At 42.2% G+C, this 24352-nt stretch carries 26 protein-coding genes; 21 read left to right on the forward strand and 5 right to left on the reverse strand.

Annotation, left to right across the window (positions count from 1 at the left end; all coding sequences use genetic code 11):
* The 3 genes from AB5Z52_RS09735 to AB5Z52_RS09745 all read right to left on the reverse strand — a co-directional run.
* On the reverse strand, positions 1-697 hold a 697-nt coding region (locus AB5Z52_RS09735; RefSeq protein ID WP_368266897.1), incomplete at its 3' end, for a TPM domain-containing protein.
* Positions 694-1818, reverse strand: a complete 1125-nt coding sequence (locus AB5Z52_RS09740; protein WP_003127086.1) for a hypothetical protein — start codon at positions 1816-1818, stop codon at positions 694-696. The genes AB5Z52_RS09740 and AB5Z52_RS09735, both read right to left, overlap by 4 nt.
* Before the next feature lie 17 nt (positions 1819-1835).
* The gene (locus AB5Z52_RS09745) at positions 1836-3068 is read right to left on the reverse strand and encodes an SPFH domain-containing protein (protein ID WP_005472382.1); all 1233 of its coding nucleotides are present in this window, start codon (positions 3066-3068) and stop codon (positions 1836-1838) included.
* A 304-nt stretch (positions 3069-3372) separates the two neighbouring features.
* On the opposite strand from AB5Z52_RS09745, the gene dnaX reads away from it, so the two are divergent.
* The 15 genes from dnaX (at position 3373) to AB5Z52_RS09820 (ending at position 14751) form a co-directional block, all read left to right on the forward strand.
* Positions 3373-5091, forward strand: a complete 1719-nt coding sequence (dnaX, locus tag AB5Z52_RS09750) for a DNA polymerase III subunit gamma/tau (protein ID WP_005472384.1) — start codon at positions 3373-3375, stop codon at positions 5089-5091.
* 20 nt (positions 5092-5111) lie between these two features.
* Positions 5112-5426 carry a YbaB/EbfC family nucleoid-associated protein gene (locus tag AB5Z52_RS09755; RefSeq protein ID WP_003127089.1) on the forward strand — a complete coding sequence of 105 codons (315 nt, stop codon included), beginning with the start codon at positions 5112-5114 and terminating at the stop codon, positions 5424-5426.
* Between the two features lie 15 nt (positions 5427-5441).
* The gene (recR, locus tag AB5Z52_RS09760; RefSeq protein ID WP_003127090.1) at positions 5442-6038 is read left to right on the forward strand and encodes a recombination mediator RecR; all 597 of its coding nucleotides are present in this window, start codon (positions 5442-5444) and stop codon (positions 6036-6038) included.
* Positions 6039-6057: 19 nt separating this feature from the next.
* Complete coding sequence (gene tmk, locus AB5Z52_RS09765; RefSeq protein WP_003127091.1) at positions 6058-6705, forward strand: dTMP kinase; 648 nt, start codon at positions 6058-6060, stop codon at positions 6703-6705.
* Positions 6706-6736: 31 nt separating this feature from the next.
* The gene (locus tag AB5Z52_RS09770; protein WP_288551406.1) at positions 6737-7066 is read left to right on the forward strand and encodes a cyclic-di-AMP receptor; all 330 of its coding nucleotides are present in this window, start codon (positions 6737-6739) and stop codon (positions 7064-7066) included.
* Between the two features lie 13 nt (positions 7067-7079).
* Complete coding sequence (gene holB, locus AB5Z52_RS09775) at positions 7080-8024, forward strand: DNA polymerase III subunit delta' (protein WP_041119240.1); 945 nt, start codon at positions 7080-7082, stop codon at positions 8022-8024.
* A 15-nt stretch (positions 8025-8039) separates the two neighbouring features.
* A complete protein-coding gene (locus AB5Z52_RS09780; protein WP_003127095.1) occupies positions 8040-8840 on the forward strand; it encodes a regulatory iron-sulfur-containing complex subunit RicT in 801 nt (266 codons plus the stop codon).
* A gap of 19 nt (positions 8841-8859) precedes the next feature.
* The gene (locus AB5Z52_RS09785; protein ID WP_082031004.1) at positions 8860-9207 is read left to right on the forward strand and encodes a DNA replication initiation control protein YabA; all 348 of its coding nucleotides are present in this window, start codon (positions 8860-8862) and stop codon (positions 9205-9207) included.
* A 51-nt stretch (positions 9208-9258) separates the two neighbouring features.
* The gene (rsmI, locus tag AB5Z52_RS09790; protein WP_003127097.1) at positions 9259-10116 is read left to right on the forward strand and encodes a 16S rRNA (cytidine(1402)-2'-O)-methyltransferase; all 858 of its coding nucleotides are present in this window, start codon (positions 9259-9261) and stop codon (positions 10114-10116) included.
* A 114-nt stretch (positions 10117-10230) separates the two neighbouring features.
* Complete coding sequence (locus AB5Z52_RS09795; RefSeq protein ID WP_003127098.1) at positions 10231-10530, forward strand: MazG-like family protein; 300 nt, start codon at positions 10231-10233, stop codon at positions 10528-10530.
* A gap of 55 nt (positions 10531-10585) precedes the next feature.
* Entirely contained in the window at positions 10586-11041 is a 456-nt protein-coding gene (locus AB5Z52_RS09800; RefSeq protein ID WP_003127099.1) for a GNAT family N-acetyltransferase, read from the forward strand.
* 158 nt (positions 11042-11199) lie between these two features.
* Positions 11200-12417, forward strand: coding sequence for an ammonium transporter (locus AB5Z52_RS09805; protein ID WP_005472395.1), 1218 nt, complete (start codon positions 11200-11202; stop codon positions 12415-12417).
* Between the two features lie 14 nt (positions 12418-12431).
* A complete protein-coding gene (locus AB5Z52_RS09810; RefSeq protein WP_005472397.1) occupies positions 12432-12770 on the forward strand; it encodes a P-II family nitrogen regulator in 339 nt (112 codons plus the stop codon).
* 181 nt (positions 12771-12951) lie between these two features.
* The gene (gene dinB, locus AB5Z52_RS09815) at positions 12952-14067 is read left to right on the forward strand and encodes a DNA polymerase IV (RefSeq protein ID WP_005472399.1); all 1116 of its coding nucleotides are present in this window, start codon (positions 12952-12954) and stop codon (positions 14065-14067) included.
* Positions 14068-14127: 60 nt separating this feature from the next.
* Entirely contained in the window at positions 14128-14751 is a 624-nt protein-coding gene (locus AB5Z52_RS09820) for a DNA alkylation repair protein (RefSeq protein ID WP_086269310.1), read from the forward strand.
* A gap of 236 nt (positions 14752-14987) precedes the next feature.
* On the opposite strand, the gene nrdG is transcribed toward AB5Z52_RS09820, so the two are convergent.
* Both nrdG and nrdD read right to left on the reverse strand, forming a co-directional pair.
* A complete protein-coding gene (gene nrdG, locus AB5Z52_RS09825) occupies positions 14988-15584 on the reverse strand; it encodes an anaerobic ribonucleoside-triphosphate reductase activating protein (RefSeq protein WP_003127104.1) in 597 nt (198 codons plus the stop codon).
* Positions 15585-15773: 189 nt separating this feature from the next.
* On the reverse strand, positions 15774-17975 hold the full coding sequence (gene nrdD, locus AB5Z52_RS09830; protein WP_005472403.1) for an anaerobic ribonucleoside-triphosphate reductase: 2202 nt from the start codon (positions 17973-17975) through the stop codon (positions 15774-15776).
* 297 nt (positions 17976-18272) lie between these two features.
* On the opposite strand from nrdD, the gene AB5Z52_RS09835 reads away from it, so the two are divergent.
* The 6 genes from AB5Z52_RS09835 to AB5Z52_RS09860 all read left to right on the forward strand — a co-directional run.
* Positions 18273-19037 carry an ABC transporter ATP-binding protein gene (locus tag AB5Z52_RS09835; protein WP_003127107.1) on the forward strand — a complete coding sequence of 255 codons (765 nt, stop codon included), beginning with the start codon at positions 18273-18275 and terminating at the stop codon, positions 19035-19037.
* The gene (locus AB5Z52_RS09840) at positions 19027-21084 is read left to right on the forward strand and encodes an FtsX-like permease family protein (RefSeq protein ID WP_003127108.1); all 2058 of its coding nucleotides are present in this window, start codon (positions 19027-19029) and stop codon (positions 21082-21084) included. Before AB5Z52_RS09835 ends, AB5Z52_RS09840 begins: the two co-directional genes overlap by 11 nt.
* Before the next feature lie 87 nt (positions 21085-21171).
* The gene (locus AB5Z52_RS09845) at positions 21172-22254 is read left to right on the forward strand and encodes a M42 family metallopeptidase (protein ID WP_288551405.1); all 1083 of its coding nucleotides are present in this window, start codon (positions 21172-21174) and stop codon (positions 22252-22254) included.
* A 12-nt stretch (positions 22255-22266) separates the two neighbouring features.
* Positions 22267-23055 (forward strand): DUF975 family protein, encoded by a 789-nt coding sequence (locus AB5Z52_RS09850; RefSeq protein ID WP_041119245.1) that lies wholly within the window; start codon positions 22267-22269, stop codon positions 23053-23055.
* A 180-nt stretch (positions 23056-23235) separates the two neighbouring features.
* Entirely contained in the window at positions 23236-23973 is a 738-nt protein-coding gene (locus AB5Z52_RS09855) for an MBL fold metallo-hydrolase (protein WP_003127111.1), read from the forward strand.
* Positions 23974-23992: 19 nt separating this feature from the next.
* The coding region (locus AB5Z52_RS09860) for a biotin/lipoate A/B protein ligase family protein (protein ID WP_368266899.1) at positions 23993-24352 on the forward strand (360 nt) is incomplete at its 3' end.

Consider the following 24352-nt stretch of genomic DNA (forward strand, 5'->3'; position numbering starts at 1 on the left):
GAGTCGTTACGAAGGAGTTGACCAGACGATCTTCTTTTTGAGTCAATTTGATGCTGGATTTTTCTTGGTAAGGGTATTTGTATCCACCCATTTTTAATTGGTATCTTGATTTGACAATGATGAAAAAAGCAATACTGATCACTGCAGCTACCAATAAGCTAATGCCGATTTCTAAAGGGGTAAGCACTTTATAATAAGTGATCTTGCCTGTCTCACGATCCACATGATAGTGACCGCCGGGAACCCCCGCTTCTACATAGCTGGCTGCATTCTCCAAGTAGACCCGGGCGGCTTGATAGTAATTACCCGCCGTCATCTGATCATAAATATTATCCAACATATCATCAAGACGAGCGTCGTTGATATAATCGAGCATATTTCCTGAGGTGGACACATGAAGATTACGGTTGCCCATATCGATCATCAATGCCGAGCCATTCTGATCATTTCCGATGCGATCGGCGAGAAAACGGTCGGTGGTATATTCAATATCGTCAATTTTGTTATTTGTCGTTGCGATAAAAACTTCACCTTTGATTTTCTCATTCAACTGATCGGCTTGTTCGCTCAAACTCTGGATTTCGGAGGGAGTAAAAAGACCAGCGTTATCAGTAACGGTATTTTCTGCTGCCACGCCAGTGACCGTCGTCAGTAGAAATCCGGCAACCATTAGGAAAAAACAGGAAAATTTTCTCATAGGAAATATCCTCCAATCATCCCTAGAATCGCAATCACAGCAAAAATCGCTGCACTCGTAAATCCTAAGCGTTTGTAACTGATGGGCAAGACACCGCTGACTTTACCGGTTTGGCCATTCATCGCATAATAAAAAGCATTCTTATTCGGATCATCTGCCCGATAAGTGACCAGCCAGACTGGTAGTAGGACGTAATGATTGGTTTCTTTCGTGATCTCAATGTCCCGCTGGGTCCGATTGAAGCTTGTATAACCATTAACGGTACTGCTTAGGAGATTTTCAGCATAACCGGAAAGTTCCTGTTGTACTTCATTCTTAAGTGCTTGATACTCAATGTCGCGTTTTTCTGCTTGAAATCCTGCCAGATACTGGCTGCGAAAGTCAACGGCCTTATCCAATGGGAAAGGCTGGACCCCGGTAACCATTTTTTGTTGGACATTCTTGGATAAAGCGTTTTTGATCAGTTCATTGATACGCATTTTTCCGCGTCTGGAAACAGCAAATTGTTTGTGTTCTGTATATTCGATCTCGCCGACACGCCAAATTCTTAAAGAAGTTCCAGTTCCAGATAGTTGGCCATCTAGTTCGGCATCGATCCTCCAGTAGGGGAAATAAACACCGGTCAATTTTTCAACTTGCGCTTGATCGAAGAAGTCTCTTGGTACGAACCATTTTTTTTGTGCCCATTCCAGAAATTTAGCGGTTGCTTCTTCTTTTTCGATTGCAAAAGGTAAAACTTTGTTAGGTAAGAATTCTCCAGAAAGACGGCCGGAAAGGACGACTGGATTGTGGCAGAAATAACAGTAAGTAGCTGCTGTCGTAGCATCAGTGACGATCTCTGCGCCGCAGTTAGGACAAAGGAACAAGTCCATTTGGGCCGCCTTTTCTTCGGTTTTTTCTGTGATAGCTTCTTTTAGCGCCGGTTCCGTATCATCAGTGATCGGCTGATTTTCCGGCGCAGTCCCATCTGCAAGTTGGGCTTCTTTTTGTTTTTGTTCAAAGGCTGTTACTTCTGCTTCTGTAAAAATACTCAAACAGAAGGGGCAGTGGAATTTTTGATCACCAGGATCAAAGGTTAGCGCACCGCCGCAGTTGGGGCATTTATGCGTAATGACATCCATTTAAGTTCCTCCTTCATTTAGTCTAAAGGAACTCCCTTAAATGGCTTGCCGCAGTTGGGACAGAATTTCGGGATTCCATTTGCTAAATCAATTATTTCACTACATTCTGAACATTTCATTTGTAAACTTGGGGTTCCTGTAGGTTTTGCTGTACCGCAATTGCTGCAGAACTTACCCGTATTGCTTGTTCCACACTGAGGGCAGTCCCAACTATCGCCATTGTTTTGTTTCTGCTGATTTTCTTGGTTTTGCTGGATTTGTTGCTGATTGTTTTGAGCTGCTTGATTCAAGTAACCGCCAGTTGTGTTCATCCCCATGCCCATACCAACAAATCCGGTTGTTGCACCGGCAGCATTACTACCTGCGGATTCCATCCCACGTGCGATCGAACCTTGAACATACCCTTCACGAACATTTGGGTCACCCAACATGGCACCTTGATTACGCATGTTGATCAGTTTCACTGAATCATCCGTATAAGAGATGCTTGCAACAGCGACTGAAACGATTTCCATTCCTCGCAGTTCGCGCCAACTGTCGTCTAAAACCTCACCCATGTATTTGCTTAATTCCATACTTTTTGATGGAACATAGGAGATGCGCTCGCCATCCGCTGACATTTTGTTGATGGCTGTCTGTAAAGCAGTCAGAAACTCTGCTAAATATTGTTCGTTAATGTCATTGATGTCAACTTGTGTTTTATTTTTTGGAATCGCGTTGGTGTAGAATAAGATCGGATCAGTAATTCGCAATGAGTAATTTCCATGGGCTCTTAGGAATAATTCTGCATTATAAAAGTTGTCAAAATAATTTAATGGAGAAGAAGTCCCGAAGCGGATTCCTTTGATTTCTTGCAAATTGATATAGAAAACTTGTTGTTTTTGAGGTGTTACGCCACCAAATTTGAAGCGATTAAACGTTTCAGAGATGGCATCCTTTAAGGAACCGTTGAACATGGAAGGAGCCAAGTCATTTTTGACAGTATAGTAGCCTTCCTCTGCTGTATAATCAATGATTTTTCCACCATCGACCAGCAGCATCATCATATTAGGGTAGACGTGGATTACAGATCCATCTGTTATGACATCCTCCGTTCCTTTTCGGTTCGAACCGCGTTTGTCATTGCGCCGTACCTTCACACCTTTAGTCATCACTGTCGTGTCGCCCATATTGTCAGGTTCGAAGACCTCTAGCCATTGGTCGGCAAGACCTCCGCCAATCGTGCTTGTTGCAGCTTTGATAATACCCATTTTCAGTCCTCCTTACAAATTTTCATCATCCAATGGATGAATGTACATTCATTATACCATAGCTCCGTATTTTCTATGTATTAGACCAAAGTTGTAGAAGTGTAGGCAAAAGTTGAATAAAAAATCGTCTATAAAACAATACTTTTTTCAAAGTATCGTTCTCTAGGATGTGCGGATTTTTATTAAAAGATTGCTCCCTTAAAAAATCATTTCTTTTTCAGCAGATAGGCAACTCAAGGTAGTTTTTTTTGTAAATATTACGTATAATAGATAATAGCGAATTTTGAAAAGAGTGAGGAAAAATATGGCCTATCAAGCATTGTACCGTGTATGGCGATCCCAACGGTTCGAGGATGTCGTTGGACAAAAAGCAATTACGCAAACCTTGAAAAATGCGATCGAGCAAAATCAAATTTCGCATGCTTATTTATTTACCGGTCCTCGGGGAACAGGAAAAACGAGTGCTGCCAAAATCTTTGCAAAAGCAATCAATTGTCCAAACCAAGTCAATGGAGAGCCCTGCAATGAATGCGAGATGTGCCGTTCGATCACAGCTGGTACGCAAGAAGACGTTATCGAAATCGACGCAGCCAGCAACAATGGGGTCGAAGAGATCCGCTTTATCCGAGACCGTGCAAATTATGCACCAACACAAGCTGAATATAAAGTATATATCGTGGATGAAGTTCATATGTTGTCGACCGGCGCCTTCAACGCGTTACTGAAGACGTTAGAAGAACCACGAAAAAATGTAGTGTTTATTTTGGCGACGACAGAGCCGCACAAGATTCCTGCAACGATCATTTCTCGAACGCAACGATTTGATTTTAAGCGAATCAATACGCAAGATATCGTTGATCATCTAAAGACAGTTTTAGACGGCAGTCAAATTGCCTATGAAGAAGAAGCCTTGCAAGTGATCGCACGAGCCGCAGAAGGTGGGATGCGGGATGCGTTAAGTATCGCTGACCAAGCTATTGCCTTTAGTGATGGCAAAGTCACGACTCAAGACGCATTAGAAGTAACCGGCAGTTTGTCTTATGAGATGATGGACCGTTTGATGCAATTTTGCGAAGACCAAGCAGTACCAGATGCATTAGAGACATTGCGCCAGCTGCTGTCTTCGGGCAAAGAAGCACGGCGGTTGTTGGAGAACTTGCTGGTCTATTGTCGTGACTTGCTCTTATATCAGCAGGCACCACAATTATTAGAAGAAAAATCACTGCAGATCACACCAGGCTTCAAAACTTTAGCTCAGGCAGCTACTGCAGATCAAATCTACCATTGGATCACTGTTTTGAATGAGACGCAAAACGAGGTGCGATTTACCAATAATCCGACCATTTATTTGGAAGTAGCAGTTGTTAAACTAGCAAATCAGAGGAGATTGCCAGCTTCAGGAGAAGTTTCGGTGTCGAATCAAGAAGTTCAGCAGCTTCGTCAAGAAATTCAGAAGCTGCAGTCAGAAGTACGAAAACTACAAGAAAACCCATCGGCGGCCAGCAGTGAACCGGTCAATCCACCTGCCAAGAAGACCAAAAATAGCAGCACTTTCCGAGTGCCGAAAGAACGGGTCTTTCAAGTCTTGAAAGAAGCCACAAAAAAAGATCTCGCAAATGTGCGGAACATTTGGGATGATCTGTTGATGTCATTGTCGGTGACACAACGAGCAATGCTCCACGCGAGCGAAGCAAAAGCAGCCAGTGCATCTGGTGTAGTGATTGCCTTTGATTATGAGATTGTCTGTCAACGAGCAGCCAATGACCAAGACTTGCAGCTGACATTGCATAATCAAATTTCACGAATGATATCTGATTATGCACCGCAAGCCGTGTTTATCACGAAAGAAAGCTGGCCAATCTTACGACAAGAATTTATTGCTGGCGGACAAACCTTCAATACAGGCGAATTAGATGAAGGGGAAGCTGAACCAGAACCAACTACGGAAGAACCTGAAAATGAAGTCGTCGTTACCAAAGCCCAAGAGCTTTTTGGTGAATTGGCGAGCATCGAAGAAAATTGAGAGAATTGGAGTGAAGAACAATGATGCGAGGCATGGGAAATATGCAAGGCATGATGAAGCAAGTACAAAAAATGCAAAAAGAGATGGTAAAAGAACAAGAAGCCCTAAACAGTAAAGAATTTATCGGCGAGTCAACAAATGGCTATGTGAAGGCAACTTTTACAGGTGATAAAAAATTACGCGATCTTTCGATCGATCAAGCAATCGTCGATCCGGAAGATGTTGACATGTTACAAGATATGCTGATCTTGGCAGTAAATGATGGATTAACTAAAATTGAAAAAGAAACCGAACGGACTATGGGTAAATACACTAAAGGAATCCCCGGTTTATAAAAGGAGAGATGTGGCGTGCAGTATCCAGAACCGATCGCACGATTAATCGACAGCTACATGAAGCTGCCAGGTATCGGACAAAAAACAGCAACTAGATTGGCTTTTTATACGATCGATATGAAAGATGAAGTCGTCAATGAGTTTGCTAAATCACTGTTGAGCGTCAAACGTGATCTGCATTTTTGCAGTATTTGCGGAAACATTACAGAAGGAGATCCCTGTGAGATCTGCAGTGACCCTTCACGAGATAAAGGCACGATCTTAGTAGTAGAAGAACCAAAGGATGTCATGGCGTTAGAAAAAGTCCGTGAGTACCATGGGCTCTATCATGTTTTGCATGGTGTTCTGTCTCCAATGGAAGGTACTGGACCAGAAGATATCAATATTGCTCCTTTGATTCAGCGTCTGCATGATGACCAAGTGAAAGAAGTGATCATTGCTACGAACGCCACGACAGAAGGTGAAGCTACCGCGATCTATCTTTCCCGACTGATCAAACCAGCGGGGATCAAAGTGACGCGGTTGGCTCACGGTTTATCTGTCGGCAGCGATATTGAATATGCGGACGAAGTGACATTGCTTAAAGCAGTGGAAGGAAGACGTGAATTATAAGAAATTGGAGGCAACAAGGGTGAGTGGACTGTTCATAACCATTGAAGGACCAGATGGCGCTGGCAAAACCAGTGTTTTAGAAGAATTATATCCTCGTTTGCAGCTAGAAGCCAAACGAGACATTGTTAAAACGAGAGAACCAGGCGGTGTAAAAATCGCAGAAAAAATTCGGCGGATCATACTGGATCCCAAAAATTCTGAGATGGATGAACGGACTGAAGCATTGCTGTATGCTGCTGCAAGACGCCAACATTTGATCCAAGTGATTTTACCAGCATTGAATGAAGGCAAAATCGTGATCTGTGATCGATTTGTAGATAGTTCTTTAGCTTATCAAGGGGCAGGGCGCCGGATCGGTATTCCTGAGATTGCACGTATCAATGAATTTGCCACCGAAGGCACGGAGCCTGACTTCACCTTGTATTTAGATGTCGATTCGGATACAGGTTTAAGAAGGATTCAAGAGCATCGGGCTCATCAGTTGGATCGCTTGGACGCGGAAGGATTAGAATTTCACCAACGAGTTCGTCATGCTTATTTGAAGCTGGCAGAAGAAAATCCTGTACGCATCCATAAGGTTGATGCTAGAATGGGATTACAAGATGTCGTTGAGACAAGTTTTTCAGCAATCGTTGAAGCATATCCTTCCTACTTCAAAACAATGTGATCGCTGACGACAATAATAAGGAGATGATCTCATGAAATTGATTTTGGCAATCGTGCAAGACAAAGACAGCAACCGATTAGCAAATGAATTCATTGATGCCAACATTCGCGCTACGAAACTTTCATCTACCGGCGGATTCTTAAAAGCCGGCAACAGTACATTTATTATTGGTCTTGAGGATGAGCGGGTCCAAGACGCATTGGAACTGATCAAGAAAACCTGTCAGTCTAGAAAACAATATGTTTCCACACCAATGTCGTTAGACATCTCACTTGATGGGCAAGTACCTTATCCAGTGGAAGTAGAAGTTGGCGGTGCAACGGTTTTTGTTCTACCAGTCGATGGCTTCCATCAATACTAAAAAGGAGCAGACCATGGAGGAACTTTTTTTACAAGAATATCAACCTCTGGTTTTTGCCCAACTGAAGAAAAGTGTCGAGCATGGGCGGATTGCCCATGCTTATCTTTTTGAAGGCGATGCAGGAACGGGCAAACATGAGATGAGTTTGTGGCTGGCGAAACGTCTCTTTTGTACGAATGTTCAATCAGATGAACCTTGCGGATCTTGCAGTAATTGTTTGCGGATCGCTCAAGGGGAGCACCCGGACGTACTCATGGTGGAACCAGATGGACAGACGATCAAAGTAGATCAAATTCGTCAATTGCAAGAAGAATTTTCTAAGAGCGGCTTCGAAAGTCGCTTGAAAATCTTTCTTCTTTCTCAATCAGAAAAAATGAATACAAGTGCAGCAAATAGTTTACTGAAATTTTTGGAAGAACCTGTAGGGAATTTCTTAGCGATTTTAGAAACGGAAAGTGTTGGACGGATCTTGCCGACGATCCAGTCCCGTTGTCAAATCATTCATTTTTCACCATTGGCGAAAGAAAAATTGCAGACAAAGCTGCAAAAAGAAGGACTTTCTCAAGAGAGTAGCCGTCTTTTGAGTTACTTGACAAATAGTTATCATAAAGCAGTTGAAATCTCCCAAGAGGAATGGTTTAATGAAACTAAGGATGCTGTTGCACAATGGGTGAAGTATCTCTTGAAGAAAGATCCGCAAGCGTTTATTTTCGTTCAAAAAAAGCTGCTCGCTTTAGCAAAAGAAAAAGAACAGCAGAGAGTTATTTTTTCGATTCTGTTATTTTATTTGCAGGAAGAACGAGACCAGTTATTGGCACAAGGCTTATGGGGAAAAGAGATCAATCTTGCCATCGAAGCTGCCTTGCAAGCCCAAAAGAAACTGCAAGCGAATGTAGCTTTTCAAGGCGTTGCTGAACAATTTTCAGTGAAGATCATCTATGGCATAACAGTACCCTAAAGGGGGAGCAATGTTATGATAGAAGTAGTCGGTGTACGCTTTCGCGCTGCGGGACAAATCTATTTTTATGCGCCTGAGAAGCGAGATTACACGTCGGGGGAACGAGTGATCGTTGAATCACAAGAAGCAAAGTTTATGGCGACCGTCGCGATTCCTAAGCAGTTGATCGATTCGCAAGATTTGCCTTATGACATAAAGCCAATCATTAGACAGGCCACGCCTAAAGATATCGAGAAAGAAAAGAAAAATCGTCAAGATGCTGAAGAAGCGCTGATCATTGGCAAGCAGAAGATTCGAGCGCACAATTTACCTATGAAACTTGTTAGGGCAGAATATACATTTGAGCGGTCAAAGATGCTGTATTATTTTACAGCGGATGGTCGAGTTGATTTCCGCGAACTAGTCAAAGATTTGGCGAGTCATTTTCATACAAGGATCGAGTTGCGACAAATCGGTGTACGAGATGAAGCAAAGGCGATCGGCGGAATTGGTCCATGCGGCCGCAAGCTCTGCTGTTCGACGTTCTTAGGCGATTTTATCCCTGTCTCGATCAAAATGGCCAAAGATCAAGGGCTGTCTTTGAATCCGACGAAAATTTCCGGGTTGTGTGGTCGTTTGATGTGCTGTTTGAAGTATGAGAATGATGAATATGAACAAGCAAAACGAGAATTACCGGATCGCGGCAAAGAAGTTGAGACTCCGGATGGAAAAGGAAAAGTAGTCGGTCTGGATTTATTGCAGCGCATTATCAAAGTCCGTTTGTACGATCGACAAACGCCCATAGACTATGAATATGAAGAACTAGTGACAAAATAAGTAGGTGACCATAATGAGCATGGACAAGCGATCGATTTATGATGGATTGAATCAGTTAGAAAATGAACTGCAAAATTCGTTGAATAACTTAGCAGAGATGAAACAGTCTTTGCAAGAAATCGTTGAAAAAAATGCGACGCTAGAATTAGAAAATCAACGTTTACGGGAACATATCCGTGAATTGAATCAAGTGGCCGAAGCGCCCGCAGAATCGGTCAAACAAGAATTGTCCAAATCGCGAATGAATTTGGAAAAGATATACGAAGAAGGATTCCATGTTTGTTATGACTTATATGGATCTAGAAGAGAACATGATGAACCGTGTGCTTTTTGTCTTGAAGTGATCTATCGAGAAAGCGGACGATAATAGGAAATGACCAGCGCAGGTGGCTGGTCTTTTTTTGAAAGTAGGGAAAGTATGCAGAAACAACAAAGCTATAAACAATCGAATGGAACGCTTTATTTAGTGCCGACACCAATCGGAAATTTGGAAGACATGACCGTTCGTTGTGTCAAAATTTTAGGGGAAGCCGATTTGATTGCCAGCGAAGATACTAGGAATACCCAGAAATTATTGAACCATTTTGAAATAACGACACCGCAACGAAGTTTGCATGAACACAATTTCAAGGAACGTGTGCCGCAACTCATCGATCAATTGCTAGCTGGAAAAATAATTGCACAATGTAGTGACGCAGGGATGCCATCGATCAGTGATCCTGGTCATGAATTAGTCAAAGCGTGCATTGCAGCTGATATTCCAGTGATTGCCTTGCCTGGTCCTACAGCAGGATTGACTGCTTTGATCGCTTCTGGTTTGTCTCCGCAGCCCAATCTTTTTTATGGCTTCTTACCTCGAAAAAAGAAGGAGCAAAAAGAAGCATTGGCTGAGCTGGCGAACCAGCCGGCTACGATGATCTTTTATGAATCACCTTACCGCTTGGCAGCGACGATCGAAAATATGATTACTGTTTTTGGTGCAGAACGTTCTGCAGTCATCTGTCGAGAGTTGACAAAAATCCACGAGGAATACTTGCGAGGTTCTTTAAAGGAACTGTTGGACTATCTAGGGGAAAATACAGTCAAAGGAGAGTGCTGCCTTTTGGTTGAGGGATCGACGGACTCTGTCGAAATCGTTTATGATGGAAGCCTTAAAGAGCAAGTAACAGCTCTGATGGAGACCGGGATGTCTTCTAAGGAGGCTATCAAGGAAGTGGCGAAACGCAATCAAGTAAAAAAACAAACGGTCTATCATGCCTATCACTTAGACGCTTAACCGATGCCTGTGCATCGGTTTTTCTGAATAATGAGTTTCATTTTTAGTGGCATGGATGATTGGGTGAAACCGTCACAAAAGGACATGATATACTAGTTTAAAAAGGAGAAAAAGATGAACATACGAGACATGCAAAAAGCGATCTATCAAAACAAAATTGATCATCAATTTAATGTCACCAATATTGAAAAGGAATTTTTGTCATTATATGGTGAAGTGGCTGAAGCTTTTGATGCTTATCGCAAAAAACAAAATGTGGGGGAAGAATTGGCAGATGTAGCCATCTACCTTCTCGGTTTAGCGGAGATCTTATCGATTGATCTAGACGGAGAGATTCAGAAAAAAATGAAAATCAACCAAGCCCGCCGCTATACCAGTTATGGCAATGGGTATGCAAAACGAATCGATGAATGATGGTTCGTCATTCGATTGAACTGACAATGAATTGTTAAAGGAAGTGGGAAACGAAATGACAACCAACTTAAGCATACGTGAGCTAACAGAAAAAGATTTAAAGGAAGCTGTTGAAATGTATATTGCAGTCTTTTCAGCGGAGCCATGGAATGATCAACTGACCGTTCCTCAAATTACAGAATATGTGTCATCCATGATGGCGATGAATACTTATATTGGCTATTTTCTAACGGACTCATTGACCAATGAAAAGATAGGGTACTCGTTAGGCTTTATTAAGCCGTGGTACCAAGGAAAAGAATATGTCATCGATACCTTTTTAATTGCTGGCAAGCATCAAGGGAAAGGTTTCGGCTCTGCTTTTTTAGAAAGGATCAAAGAAGAGTTGGTCAAAAAAGGCATTCCCACGATACTATTAGATACAGAAGAAAAGATGCCAGCTGCCGATTTTTATAAAAAGAATGGCTTTAAGCCTTTGACGGATAATGTGACTTTTTATGCGTCGTTTTGATCGCCATTACCCAAGAAAGCCATCAGTCGAATTGCGAATGTTAGATTTCATAACATATAAAGTGAGCTTTTTTCAGAATAATTGCAAAAATTTAAAAAAACACTAGCGATCTCCTGGATAAGATGGTAGGATATCTAACATAAAAGGGAGTGATTGGAATGGGAACAGGAAATAGTGGGTTTATTTTGGTTTGCAGTGGGATGGTTTTTTTAATGACTCCTGCGCTAGCTTTTTTTTATGGTGGATTGGAAAGGCGAAAAAATATCTTGAATACAATGATGATGGTGATTTGCACCATGGGACTAGCTTCAGTTCTGTGGGTGGCGGCTGGGTATTCGCTTTCTTTCAGTGGTACCGGTGCGTTTATCGGCAACATCGATAAGTTATTTTTCCAGCAAGTTTCCATGACGGACGGAGAAGGGATTCCTGAAGGATTGTTTGCGGCTTTTCAAATGATGTTTGCACTAATCACAACAGCGATCATTACCGGATCAGTCGTAGGACGAATGCGTTTTTCAGCTATTTTCTTATTTATTGGCTGCTGGCTGTTTTTGGTTTACTTTCCGATGGCCCATATGGTTTGGGGTGGCGGCTTCTTAGATGCTATCGGTTCGATTGATTTTGCAGGAGGCAACGTTGTCCATATTAGTTCAGGAATCAGCGGTCTCGTGCTAGCATTAGTCGTGGGTAAGAGACGCGAGTTTCATCAAACGGAGTATCGTCCCCATAATATTCCATTTGTCGTACTAGGTGCAGGGTTGCTATGGTTTGGCTGGTTTGGCTTCAATGCTGGATCAGCATTAGCTGCTGACGGGATCGCCATTCAAGCGTTGTTAACGACCAATACGGCAGCCGCAGCTGCGATGCTCTCCTGGATGTTGATTGAAAAAGTTCTATTAGGGAAGCCAACCATTGTCGGAGCTTGTACCGGAGCTGTCGTGGGTCTGGTAGCAATTACTCCTGGCGCAGGTTTTGTTTCCCTTTGGTCATCCTTTGTGATCGGGGCATTAGTGAGTCCGTTTTGTTATTACTTTATTTCGGTCATCAAGCATCGCTTAGGTCTGGATGACGCTTTGGATGCTTTTGGTTGTCATGGGATTGGCGGAATCTTTGGTGGAATCATGACGGGGATTTTCGCTGATCCTGCTGTCAATCATCAAACTGGGTTGCTCTATGGTGGAACAGAATTGTTCATTGCGCAGATCATTAGTATCGTATTTACGATTCTTTTTGCGGGGGGCATATCTTTTCTATTGATCCATGTGATCAAACGCGTGCTACCGATCCGGGTCACAGAACAAGAAGAAGCTATTGGAATGGATCGCAGTGAACATGATGAAACAGCTTATCCAACGTTCATGGGGCTGGATTCATAGATGGAGGAATGCAGATGAAAAAAGTAGAAGCGATCATTCGACAAGAAAAATTAGAAGAATTAAAGGCAGCTCTTGATCAAATAGATATGGCTGGAATGACGGTGAGTCAAGTATTGGGCTGTGGTAATCAAAAAGGGGTCAAAGAATTTGTTCGGGGACAAGCAGTGATTACGACACTTTTGCCTAAAGTAAAGGCGAGTTTTGTTGTAGAAGATGAAGAGGTTGAAGCAATCATTGAACTGATTTTGTCTATCTGCCATACAGGTGAAGTAGGTGATGGTAAAATTTTTATTTACCCAATCGAAGAAGCAGTACGAATCCGAACCAATGAACGAGGCCCATCGGCGCTGTAAGTCTAGACGTTTTTAACGAATCGAACCAAATTTGAAGTCTTAAATCATAACGGGAAGCAAAAAGAATTTCTGTCTTTTTTACAGGGATTCTTTTTGTTTGCAACAATCGCCGATGCTTAGAATGAGCCTCTTGATAGGGAACTTCTGTTCGTTTATAATAGAGGAGAATGGAGTGGTGAAGATGGCTGAGTTGCGTTTTCCGTTAAAAAACGATACGTCTCGGAAAATCATCCATATCGATATGGATGCCTTTTTTGCATCAGTAGAAGAAAGAGACAATCCTGAATTGGCTAAGCATCCCTTAGTGATTGCCCGCCACCCAAGTGATACTGGGGGTAGAGGTGTCGTCACGACTGCCAATTATAAAGCACGTCAGTATGGGATCCATTCTGCAATGAGTGCGCAAAAAGCCTTTGAATTGTGTCCTCATGCCGTCTTTATACCTGGCAACCATCAGAAATACCGCGAAATTTCTCAGCAAGTCCGAGAGATCTTTGGGCGCTATACCGATGTGATTGAACCGGTTTCTATCGATGAGGCTTATCTGGATGTGACCGTCAACAAGATCAACTGTCCTTCAGCGATCAAAATTGCTCGCATGATCCAGCAAGACATTTGGCAGACGACCCAGCTTACTTGTTCAGCAGGCGTCAGCTACAATAAGTTTTTAGCCAAATTATCTTCGGATTTTCACAAACCCCGGGGGTTGACGGTAGTGATGCCGGAAGATGCCGTGGTCTTTTTAAAAAAATTACCGATTGACAAATTTCATGGTATCGGTAAGAAGACAGTGCCGAGAATGCACGAATTAGGGATTTATAAAGGATCTGACCTTTATGAATGGAGCGAAATGGCATTGATCCAAGAATTTGGAAAAATGGGCTACTCGTTATACCGGAAAGTTCGAGGAATCCATGATTCTCCGGTCAGTGTGACGAGAGAACGCAAATCAGTCGGAAAAGAACATACGTATGGCAATGCGTTAACCACAGAAGATCAAGTCATCAGTCAGCTAAGAAACCTGGCAGAAGAAGTAGAAAGATCATTGAAACGTACGCAAAAACACGGAAAGACTGTGGTGTTGAAAGTGCGTTATGCCGATTACTCCACCATCACAAAACGGGTCACGTTGCCAGAGTATATGCACAAGAAAGAAGCTATTTTTTCACAAGCTAGTTTGATTTGGGAGGAGATTCTAGGAATCGAAAAAGGGATCCGCTTATTGGGGATCACAGTTACGAATCTTGATCCATTAGCTTATGAAAATATCGTATTGCCTTTGTGGGAAACAGAATAAAATATATGGAGGCGCATAATGACGACAAACAGTCAATGGAAAGCGTTACTAGAGGAATTCATGGCACAAGAAAATCCAGCACGAAAAGTTCAAATGCGGGCGTACATGCGGAACCAATTTGACTTTTTAGGGATTCCGTCACCTGTACGCAAACAAATACAAAGACCTTATTTTGCTGCAATGAAAAAGGCCGCCATCGATTGGGCATTTGTTGAAACCTGTTGGCAACTACCTTATCGTGAAATGCAATATGTAGCTATCGACTATCTGGTAACGATGCAGTCGGTCCTCCAACCAGACGAACTGGAGAAAATAAGTGAATTAGTCCTTCAAAAGTCTTGGTGGGATACTGTTGATGGCTTGAATAAAGTTGTTGGTGGGCTGACTATGACCTACCCGGAGTTGAGCCAAAAGATGCTTGCTTGGAGCAAAGCAGAAAATTTATGGCTCCGGCGCATCGCCATTGACCACCAACTGCTTAGAAAAGAAAAAACCGATCGCGAGCTTTTAGAGACGATCCTTTTAAATAATTTAGGTAGCGATGAATTCTTTATCAATAAAGCGATTGGCTGGAGTTTGCGCGATTATGCTAAAACAAACCCTGAGTGGGTGCAGGCTTTTCTGTTAACGCACAAAGATCAGTTAGCTCCGTTAAGTATCAAAGAAGCAAGCAAACATTTGTAATGATGGTGTGTTTTATGATCAAAATAAAAGGGAATGTGCCATAAATCTCCTACAAGTAACACTATCCGAACATTAATTATTATTGCTCCTGCGGTGCAGGGACTCCTCGTCGCAAAAGTCAGAGGAATCTATCCTAGCAACAGACTATTATTCGGTTTAACTTGTTGGATGATGACTTATGTCACAGTCCCTTTTATCTTTTGTATCAGTTTGAAAACTGAAGTTTATTCAAGTCGTCAAATACTCTTTTTGATTTGTTCATAGCTTTTTTCTGCGTCTTTGCATTTGTCCCAAATCACCGCTTCGCCTAGTGCTAGGGATTTAGGAACATCAATGATTCGTTGATTGCTGCTACCGCGAAATTGCAGATTCAAATTGCGTTTGCTCAATTCGAAACGGCCATCAACTAGGATATCGATGCGAGACAGCAACTCAAGCTTATCTTCTGTTTCCAACAGTAGTTCCTCGAATGTGTAACCAGACCAGCTCCAAATATCTTTGCCATGACCGAACTCGGAACGGACTCTGTTTACCACTTGCAGACATACTTCAGTATTCAAAAAAGGTTCGCCGCCCAATAGTGTTAGTCCCTGAACATAATCGTGCCGCAAATCTTCAATGATCTGTTCTTCGAGTTCTGCTGTGAATGGGGTGCCATAGCGGAAATTTTGGACTGCTTTATTGAAACAGCCTTCGCAAGCAAATAAACAACCACTGACATACAGGCTATTGCGGATACCTTCGCCGTCAACAAAGTTGAAGGCTTTATAATCTGCAATATGATTTTGACTATACTCTTTTGCTTGCCATTCTTTGGGGCGAGGATTTCTCATGTGCAAAACTTCTTTCTAACTATTCGATTATTCGATAAAAATGTCCTTCGCGACTGTAGCAAAAACCATTAGAAAGCACAAATGCGCGAGCAATTCCAGCACTCGTTTTCTGCGGACTCCTGACCAACAGTTGTCAGTTAGAAAGAAGCAGAATTTGCTTACGCTTTAGTCGCGTAGGGGACACTTGTTTCAGTCATTATGTTTCATATGTTTGACACGAGCGGAAATTTCTTTGTGACGACCGTGAACCATTGGTCGAGCTTGAGGATTTCCTAGGTAACCGCATGTTCGTTTGACGACGTCACAACTCTTTGGATCGTGATTGCCACATTGTGGACATTCGAAGCCGCGTTCAGTTGGATTGAAATCACCTTCATATCCGCATTCATAACAATGATCGATCGGAGTGTTGGTTCCTAGATAAGCGACACGATCATACGCATAATTCCAAACTGCTTCAAGAGCTTTGGGATTTTGTTGCAGAACTGGGTATTCACAATAATGAATAAAGCCGCCAGAACAATACTTTGGATAGTCTTTTTCAAAATCCAACTTTTCAAATGGCGTTGGATTTTTGCGGACATCATAGTGGAAGCTATTTGTGTAATATTCTTTATCTGTGATGTCTTCAACGATGCCGAATTTTTCTGTATCTAAACGACAAAAGCGATCGGTCAAGCTTTCGCTTGGTGTGGAATAGACGCTAAAATGATAGCCGTATTCATCGCCCCAAGCATCTGCATGGGCTTTTAACTCTTTCACGATGGCTAACGTGAATTCTTTTGCTTCAGGATCATTTTCCCACTCACCACCAAAGAAAGCAGCAGCTGCTTCATACAATCCAATATACCCTAAGGAAACAGTAGCACGTTTATTTTTGAACAACTCGTTGACACTGTCTTTGCGATCGAGGCGTTTGCCGAATGCGCCATACATGTATAGGATTGGTGCATTTGCCGGACTCGCTTCTTTGCAACGTTCTACTCGGTAAACAAGCGCATCTTTGACGATTTGCAGACGCTGCTCCAGAAGAGACCAGAATTTGTCGCGATCTCCGTTAGCTTCTAGGGCAATGCGGGGAATATTCAATGTTACGACCCCAAGGTTCATCCGTCCTACATTGACTTCTTCGCCATGTTCATCTTTCCAGCCTTGCAAGAAAGAACGGCAGCCCATCGGTACTTTGAAACTACCCGTCAATTCAATCAACTTGTCATAATTCAAGACATCTGGATACATCCGTTTCGTTGCACATTCCAGAGCCAATTCTTTGATGTCGTAGTTTGGATCTGTGGGTTCCAGATTTACGCCGCGTTTGATACTGAAAATCAACTTCGGAAAGATTGCTGTCCGTTTTTCGCTGCCAAGTCCGTTGATCCGGATCTGTAAGATTGCACGTTGGATTTCTCGCTCAAACCAGTTTGTTCCCAGACCAAAGCCTAAGGAAGTGAAAGGTGTCTGTCCATTTGAAGTAAACAAAGTATTGATCTCATATTCCAAACTTTGCATCGCATCGTAAATGTCTTTTTTTGTCTTGTTCTTCGCGTAAGCTTCTTGGCGATCCTCGCCGTCGATCCATTCACGCGCATCTTGCAAGTGTTTTTGATAGTTCAATTCAGCAAAAGGTGCAAGTAATTCATCCGTCCGGTCTGCAGAACAACCGCCATATTGACTAGATGCCACATTGGCAATGATTTGAGAGATCTGAGCTGTAGCCGTTTGAATCGATTTTGGTGATTCGACTTCTGCGTTTCCGATTTTGAAACCATTGTTCAGCATGCCTTTGAAATCGATTAGACAGCAGTTAGTCATCGGAGTATAAGGATGATAATCTAAATCATGATAATGGATATCACCTTTTTGATGGGCGTTCGCCACATGAGGGGGCAGCATTTTCAAGCCGATGGATTTCCCTACGATCCCTGCAGTCAAGTCTCTTTGAGTATTGAAGACATTGCTGTCTTTATTGGCATTTTCGTTGACCACTGCTTGATCTTTATTCATTAATTTATTGATCGTAAAGTTGATATCCGTCGCTTTGCTGCGTTCAAAATCGCGACGTGTCCGATAGTTGATATACTCTTCGGCCAATGCATATTCATTTTTTGCTAATAAAATATGCTCAACGATGTTTTGGATTTCATAAATTTTAACGTTTTTGGTAAACCGTTCGGCGATCTCATGATCGATTCCTTCTACGATTTCTAAAATCCGTTCATGATCGAGGGGAGATAGTTCTCCTTTAACTTTTCTTTGGGCTTTTACTAATGCATCGTAAATTTTTTGGTCATCGAAATCTACTAAGCGACCATCACGTTTCACGATCTTCAATTGGGTTAATTGAGGATGGCTACCCCCGCTTTGTTCAGTATTTCTCTTTAAGTCCATCATTACTATCACTCCTTATCTTCTCCAATATCATAAAACAAAATATGGTTTTCGGCAACTATATATAGTGGCTTTTATTCGCTAAATAATTCAGTATGCACAATATGTAGTGTATATTCAAAAGCGGTTTTCAATAAAAACTTGATGATAACAAGGACTTGCATGTTTCACGTTTCACAAAATGAATAAAAATTGTAAAAAATTTTTATGTGTAAAAACGAAGCAGGGGCGATAGAGAAGAAAATATGCTACCATAAAGAAAATATGAAGAAAAGTAGAAATAGATCAAGGAGAATTTGCATGAAAAAAATGATCGATGTGAAGCACCTGACAAAAACCTATGGAACCCGCTTCAATCAAACCAAAGTCCTGGACAATCTTTCTTTTTCCGTTGATCAAGGGGAATTTGTGGGGATCATGGGACCAAGTGGTGCCGGAAAGACGACACTGATGAATATCCTCTCCTCCATCTTACGTCCGAGTCTAGGTTCTGTTGCAATCGGAGGACAAGAAATCACCCGCTTGTCAGAAAATGAGCTAAGCGATTTTCGCCGAAAAGAAATCGGCTTTATTTTTCAAGATTTTAATTTACTAGACACGTTGACTGCCAAAGACAACATTATCTTACCACTGGCGATCGACCGTCTTTCGGTCAATGAAGTTGACCGGCGATTGGCACATCTGGCGAACTTATTGGGAATCGCTCATTTGTTAGACCGCTACCCAGAAGAACTGTCGGTCGGTCAAAAGCAACGGGTGGCCGCCGCCAGAGCAATCATCAGCCGTCCTTCCGTGTTGTTTGCAGATGAACCCACGGGATCCTTAGACTCAAAAGCGGCGACAGAGCTGTTGCGTTATTTAGCTGAAATCAATCTGCAAGAAGATATGACGATTCTCATGGTGACCCACGATCCTTTCACTGCAAGTTATTGCAATCGGATTTTGTTTATTAGAGATGGTGTCTTTTTTGCAGAGGTAGTCAAAAAAGGGTCCCGCAAAGAATTTTTCGAAAAAATCATCGATATGCAAGCGACGATTGGAGGCGGGGATCGCCATGCTCTATAAAATTGGCTGGCGCAGTTTTTTGCAGCAGTTTCGCAATTATGTCGTTTACTTTGTGTGCATGATGACGGCAGTCATGATTTTTTATTCATTTAGTGCTATGATGAATGACCGTTTGCTGACTCAACGAGTGCAGCAAGACATTCGCATCGATGGCGTATTAGGTTTTGGTAGTACGATCGTTGCTGTTGTGGTGCTTTTTTTTATGCTAAGTGCCAATCATTTCTTCTTGAATCAACGGCAAAAAGAGATCAGTGTTTATCAGCTCCTGGGTTTGCGCAGAGCAAGGTTAAGCTGGCTACTGCTGAGAGAAACGTTCCTCCTAAATCTTTTTTCCCTTGTTGTGGGCATTTTCATGGGGATTATATTCTCGAAATTTTTCTCAATGATCTTGATTCGAGTGATGGGACTATCCATCACTAGTCATTTTTTTAATTCGCCTCGTTCGATTTTGACTACCGTGTTGGTATTTTCGCTTGCCATGGTAGTTTTGAGTGGTCAAGTGGTTTTGTTTGTCTGGCAGAATCCTTTGATCGATCTAATGAAGAACAACTATACACTGCCAGTGAGCAAAATGAAGTGTCGCCCATTTCGGATGGCAATGGGGATCATCGGTTTGCTTCTGTTAGGGATCGGCTATTACTTAGCTCTGACGCTACGAACGACACTGGAGCGCTATATTAATTATACAGAAGATTATACTGCTGTTTTATGGATTCCATTGCTGATTTTATTTTGCTGTATCACAGCGACGTATTTGTTCTTTGACTGCACATTGCCAATGTTGTTGCATGTCTTAACGCTCCCCCGCAAAAAAATCAGCAAAGGCACACGCTTGATTGCATTCAACAATATCCGGGCTTATTTGCAGCGGACATGGAAAAGTTTTTCATTACTGACGATCATTACTGCGATCGCGATTTCTTTGATTGGTGGCACGATGGGGGTGATTTCCTTGAATTATCAGGCGACCAATCGTGATTATCCCGTCGATTTTCAAGTCGCAGCAGAAAATGCGGAAGAGTTAAAGCAAGTGATTCTGGAAAATCAGAGTCAGGTCGTCGCGGAGCAGACGCTCACTTTTCGTATCGTGCCGTTAAACATCAACGCGAAATACTTGGCCAATCCGATAAATACAGGACAAGAAACCGTATTGGTCAATGCGCTTTCTTTATCCGATTACCGAGCATTTCGTCGATTGGTGCCGGATGCACCTGCGGTTTCTTTAGGAGAAAATACTGCTGTTTTGTTTGATGATGATTATGATATTGCATACAACTTGAGAACTTACCAAAAAAATATTGCGCTGGAAAATGGTAAAAAACTCCTCTTAGACAACACGTATCAAGATTATTTTGGTGATATTGCGTTGCGTTACACCTTACCCAATGTATTAGTCGTCAATGACAAGGATTTTCAGGACATGTCGGGATTTGACTATCGATTGACTTATTTCAATGTTCAAACGGAGAATCAAGAGCAATTAACTCGGACGTTAGATGATCGACTTTCAGTCGAATGGACCTATCCGTTTTATTACAAGCGAACACAGGACAAAGGCCAAGTCAAGTATCAGCTGCAAACGGAGATCTCAGAGAAGCAACAATCATCGAAGGAGTTTATTACTGGTTATCGCTTGAACTTCGCCAATCGCTATCCAAATATGCGGGCCATTAGACGGCAAGGCGGTATTATTTTGTTCGTTTCTTTATTTGTCGGGGTGATCGTTTTGATCACTACGTCTAGCAGTTTGATTGTACGGCAATTTTCTAATACAGAGCGGGAAAAAAGAAATTATCGTTTATTGCGTACACTCGGTTATAGCAAAAAAGAAATTCGTTCGATCGTCTACTGGCAGAATTTTTGGGTTTTCATGCCAGGTACATTACTCGCGATTTTACATGCCGCATTCGCAATCAACACGCTGACGCAAATCATCGTGAGTCCAGGGTATTGGGTGGCACATCTGTTTGCAGGTGTTGCAGCCGTCGTATTCTTTATTGCTTATTTGATTACAGTTAAGTTATGCTTACGGATCATTGAAGAGTAAGCTGTCAGATTTTTTTCAATTTTGAGCTGGTACAAGACACGAGGAATGGTATAATTTAAGGGATAAATGAGTAGAGGAGTAGATAGGATGGATAAAAAAGAAGAGCAATTACTGATTGATCTGACAACTGCCCGTGGTGTTCCGGGGAATGAAGAAGAAGTACGGGAAGTCTTCAAAGCATATGCGAAAGACTTTGCCGAAGATATCTTTTACGATGGGTTAGGAAGCGTGATTGCCAAACATGTAGGGGATGGCGGCGGACCTAAAATTTTTATTTCCGGACATATGGATGAAGTTGGCTTTATGGTGACAAAGATCACCGATAAAGGTTTCATCGAGTTTCAAACATTAGGCGGCTGGTGGGGCCAAGTGATGCTGGCACAAGAAGTAGAAATCAAAACGCAAGCTGGCAAATTGGTTCATGGTGTAATCGGTTCTAAACCACCTCATGTGTTGACGCCGGAAGTTCGCAACAAGCCTTATGATATCAAAGACATGTTCATTGATATCGGTGCTTCTAGTGAGGAAGAAGCAAAAGATTGGGGCGTACGTCCTGGAGATATGATTACGCCGTATATCCAATACAAACGGATGAATGACAGTAAGTTTTTGCTAGCTAAAGCGTGGGATAATCGTATTGGAACAGCAGTTTCTTTGCGTGTGTTGGAAACGTTGGCTGCTGAAGGGCATCCAAATTGCTTGTTTGCTGGCAGTGATGTCATGGAAGAAGTAGGATTGCGTGGCGCACGAACAAGTACGCACCTAGTGAATCCAGACATCGCGATTGCTCTTGATACGGGGACAGCTGGTGATACGCCAGGAATGACTCCAAAAGAAGCAGATTCTGTCTTGGGCAAGGGGCCGCAAGTTTTGATTTTTGATGCATCGATGATCCCTCATAAGAAACTCTTGAATTTTGTGATCAATGTTGCGGAAGAATTAGAGATTCCTTTCCAATATACGGTGATCACCGGTGGGGGAACAGATGCCGGTCAAATGCATCTGACCCGTGATGGTGTACCATCGATCGCGATTACAGTTCCAGTGCGCTACTTGCATTCCCATACTTCTGTCATTCATGAAGATGACTACTTAAATACAGTAAAATTAGTAACAGAAGTTGTTCGTCGCTTAGATGACAAAACCGTGAAAGAATTACGAAGCTATTAGAAGGAGTAGAGGATGAGAAAAAATAGTGAGATCCGCTCCATGGCATCACGTGCATTAAAGGGCATGTGGGGGCGGTATATTTTAGCCTTTATTGCTACGATAGCCATTCAAAGCATGGTTAGCAGTTTGGTGCTGTCATTGACAAACCATACCTTTCAACAGACACGAGAAACAATCATTGATTATATTTTGGAATACTTTGTTTTTTTCGCATTGACGATAAGTTTAAATATCATGGCACTGTTCTTGATTCGTCAGCGGGAGATCCATGTGTCGGATATTTTTCTTGTTTATGACAAGCGTTATTACGTACCTTTTCTATTGCTGAATTTGGTGAATGCTCTCGTAAATTATCTGATTAGTTTTGTGACGTTTTTACCCCATTTAGTTGTTGGCGGAATGAATCAGTACCTTGATTTAGTCTTGAATGTCAACAGTCGGATCACTGTAGACTGGAGTCTCTTCCGTTCGTCGATTTCCTTCATCATGAGTTTTCTTATTTCTGTGGTCCTTTTCTTATTTGTCTCCCAGATCATAAGCGGATTATTTCAGTTTGCGATCTATGTACGATACGACCATCCAGAAATGACGACGCTACAAGCGATAAAAGGAGCTTGGCATTTAATGAAGAATCATATCGGTCAGTATATTTTGCTGCAGATTTCTTTATTAGGATGGATGGTTTTAGGTTTGTTTGCTTTTGTTATCGGTCTATTTTGGGCGCTGGCCTACGCAAACACTGCGAATGCCGCCTTTTATCAAGCGTTGATCGAAAAAGAAAATGATCGCGTTCTTAGCTAAAGAACACCTCTTGTAAAGATATGATCCACGGTTGTGACGTTGGGTGACTCAATGCAGCAATGAGAGAGAAAATCATCGATTTCTTTTGCTAATGAGCTCCAGCTGTCGCAGCCGTTTTTGCTGTTTATTTTTGAGTAATCCAATGCTTTTGTGATAGCATAGGGATAAGGAGGCGGAAGTATGAAACTAACAGTTTTAGGATGTTTAGGCGCATATCCCTATAAGGGGGAGGGAACTACTGGCTATTTATTAGAGTCTGAGGGATATCATTTGTTGCTGGATGCTGGCAGCACGACACTGATTCAATTGGAAAAAATCTTGGATCCGTTAGCATTGGATGCTGTGATTTTGAGTCATTACCATCACGATCATATCGCAGATCTGGGTGTCTTACAGTATTATTGGCAGCTATTTCCTAAGCAAGCAGAGCGGAACGTATTGCCCATTTATGGGCATGGAGAAGACAGTATTCATTTCAATGAGTTGACCATGGCGGGAGTTACAGAAGGGCATGATTATTTACAAACAAAACAGTTGGAATTGGGACCGTTTTCTGTTACATTTATGAAGACGATTCATCCTGTAACTTGTTATGCCATGCGCTTTGTGGAGAATAGTACAGGTAAAATATTTGTATTCACAGGCGATTCCGGCTACTTAGAAAGTTTTGTCGATTTTGCCAAAGATGCCGACTTATTTTTAGCAGATACCTACCTCTTTGCAGGGAATGAGCGCCACAAAGCTCATTTTACTTCTCAAGAGTCTGGAGAAATTGCTGCCGCAGCGAAGGTCAAAAAACTGGTTTTGACTCATCTCCCACAGCATGGTGATCTGGAGCAACTGAAAGAAGAGGCAGCAGCGGCGGCCAACGGGATACCGGTTGAATTGGCAGCAGTTCAAAAAATCTTTGAGATTTAAACCCGAGGAGGAGTAGCAGATGCTTTTTGTACCAAATGAAAACAACGACCCAAGAATCAACCTAGCCATTGAGATCTTTTTGCTGCAGGAAATGAAGGTGGATGAACCGATCCTGCTGTTTTATATCAATGAGCCGTCGATTATTATTGGACGAAATCAAAATACGATCGAAGAAATCAATAAAGACTATGTCGATGCTCATGGAATCCATGTGGTTCGCCGTTTTAGTGGCGGTGGGGCTGTCTATCATGATTTTGGAAACTTGAATTTTAGCTTTATCATGCCGGATGACGGTAATTCATTCCGTGATTTCGAAAAATTGACGAAACCAATTGTTCAGGCGCTTCATGAAATGGGCGTCGAAGGGGCACAATTAAAA

The organism is Enterococcus sp. RTP21361st1_A6_RTP21361_211029 (genome assembly GCF_040910045.1).
In the GTDB taxonomy this organism is placed as follows: domain Bacteria; phylum Bacillota; class Bacilli; order Lactobacillales; family Enterococcaceae; genus Enterococcus_D; species Enterococcus_D gallinarum.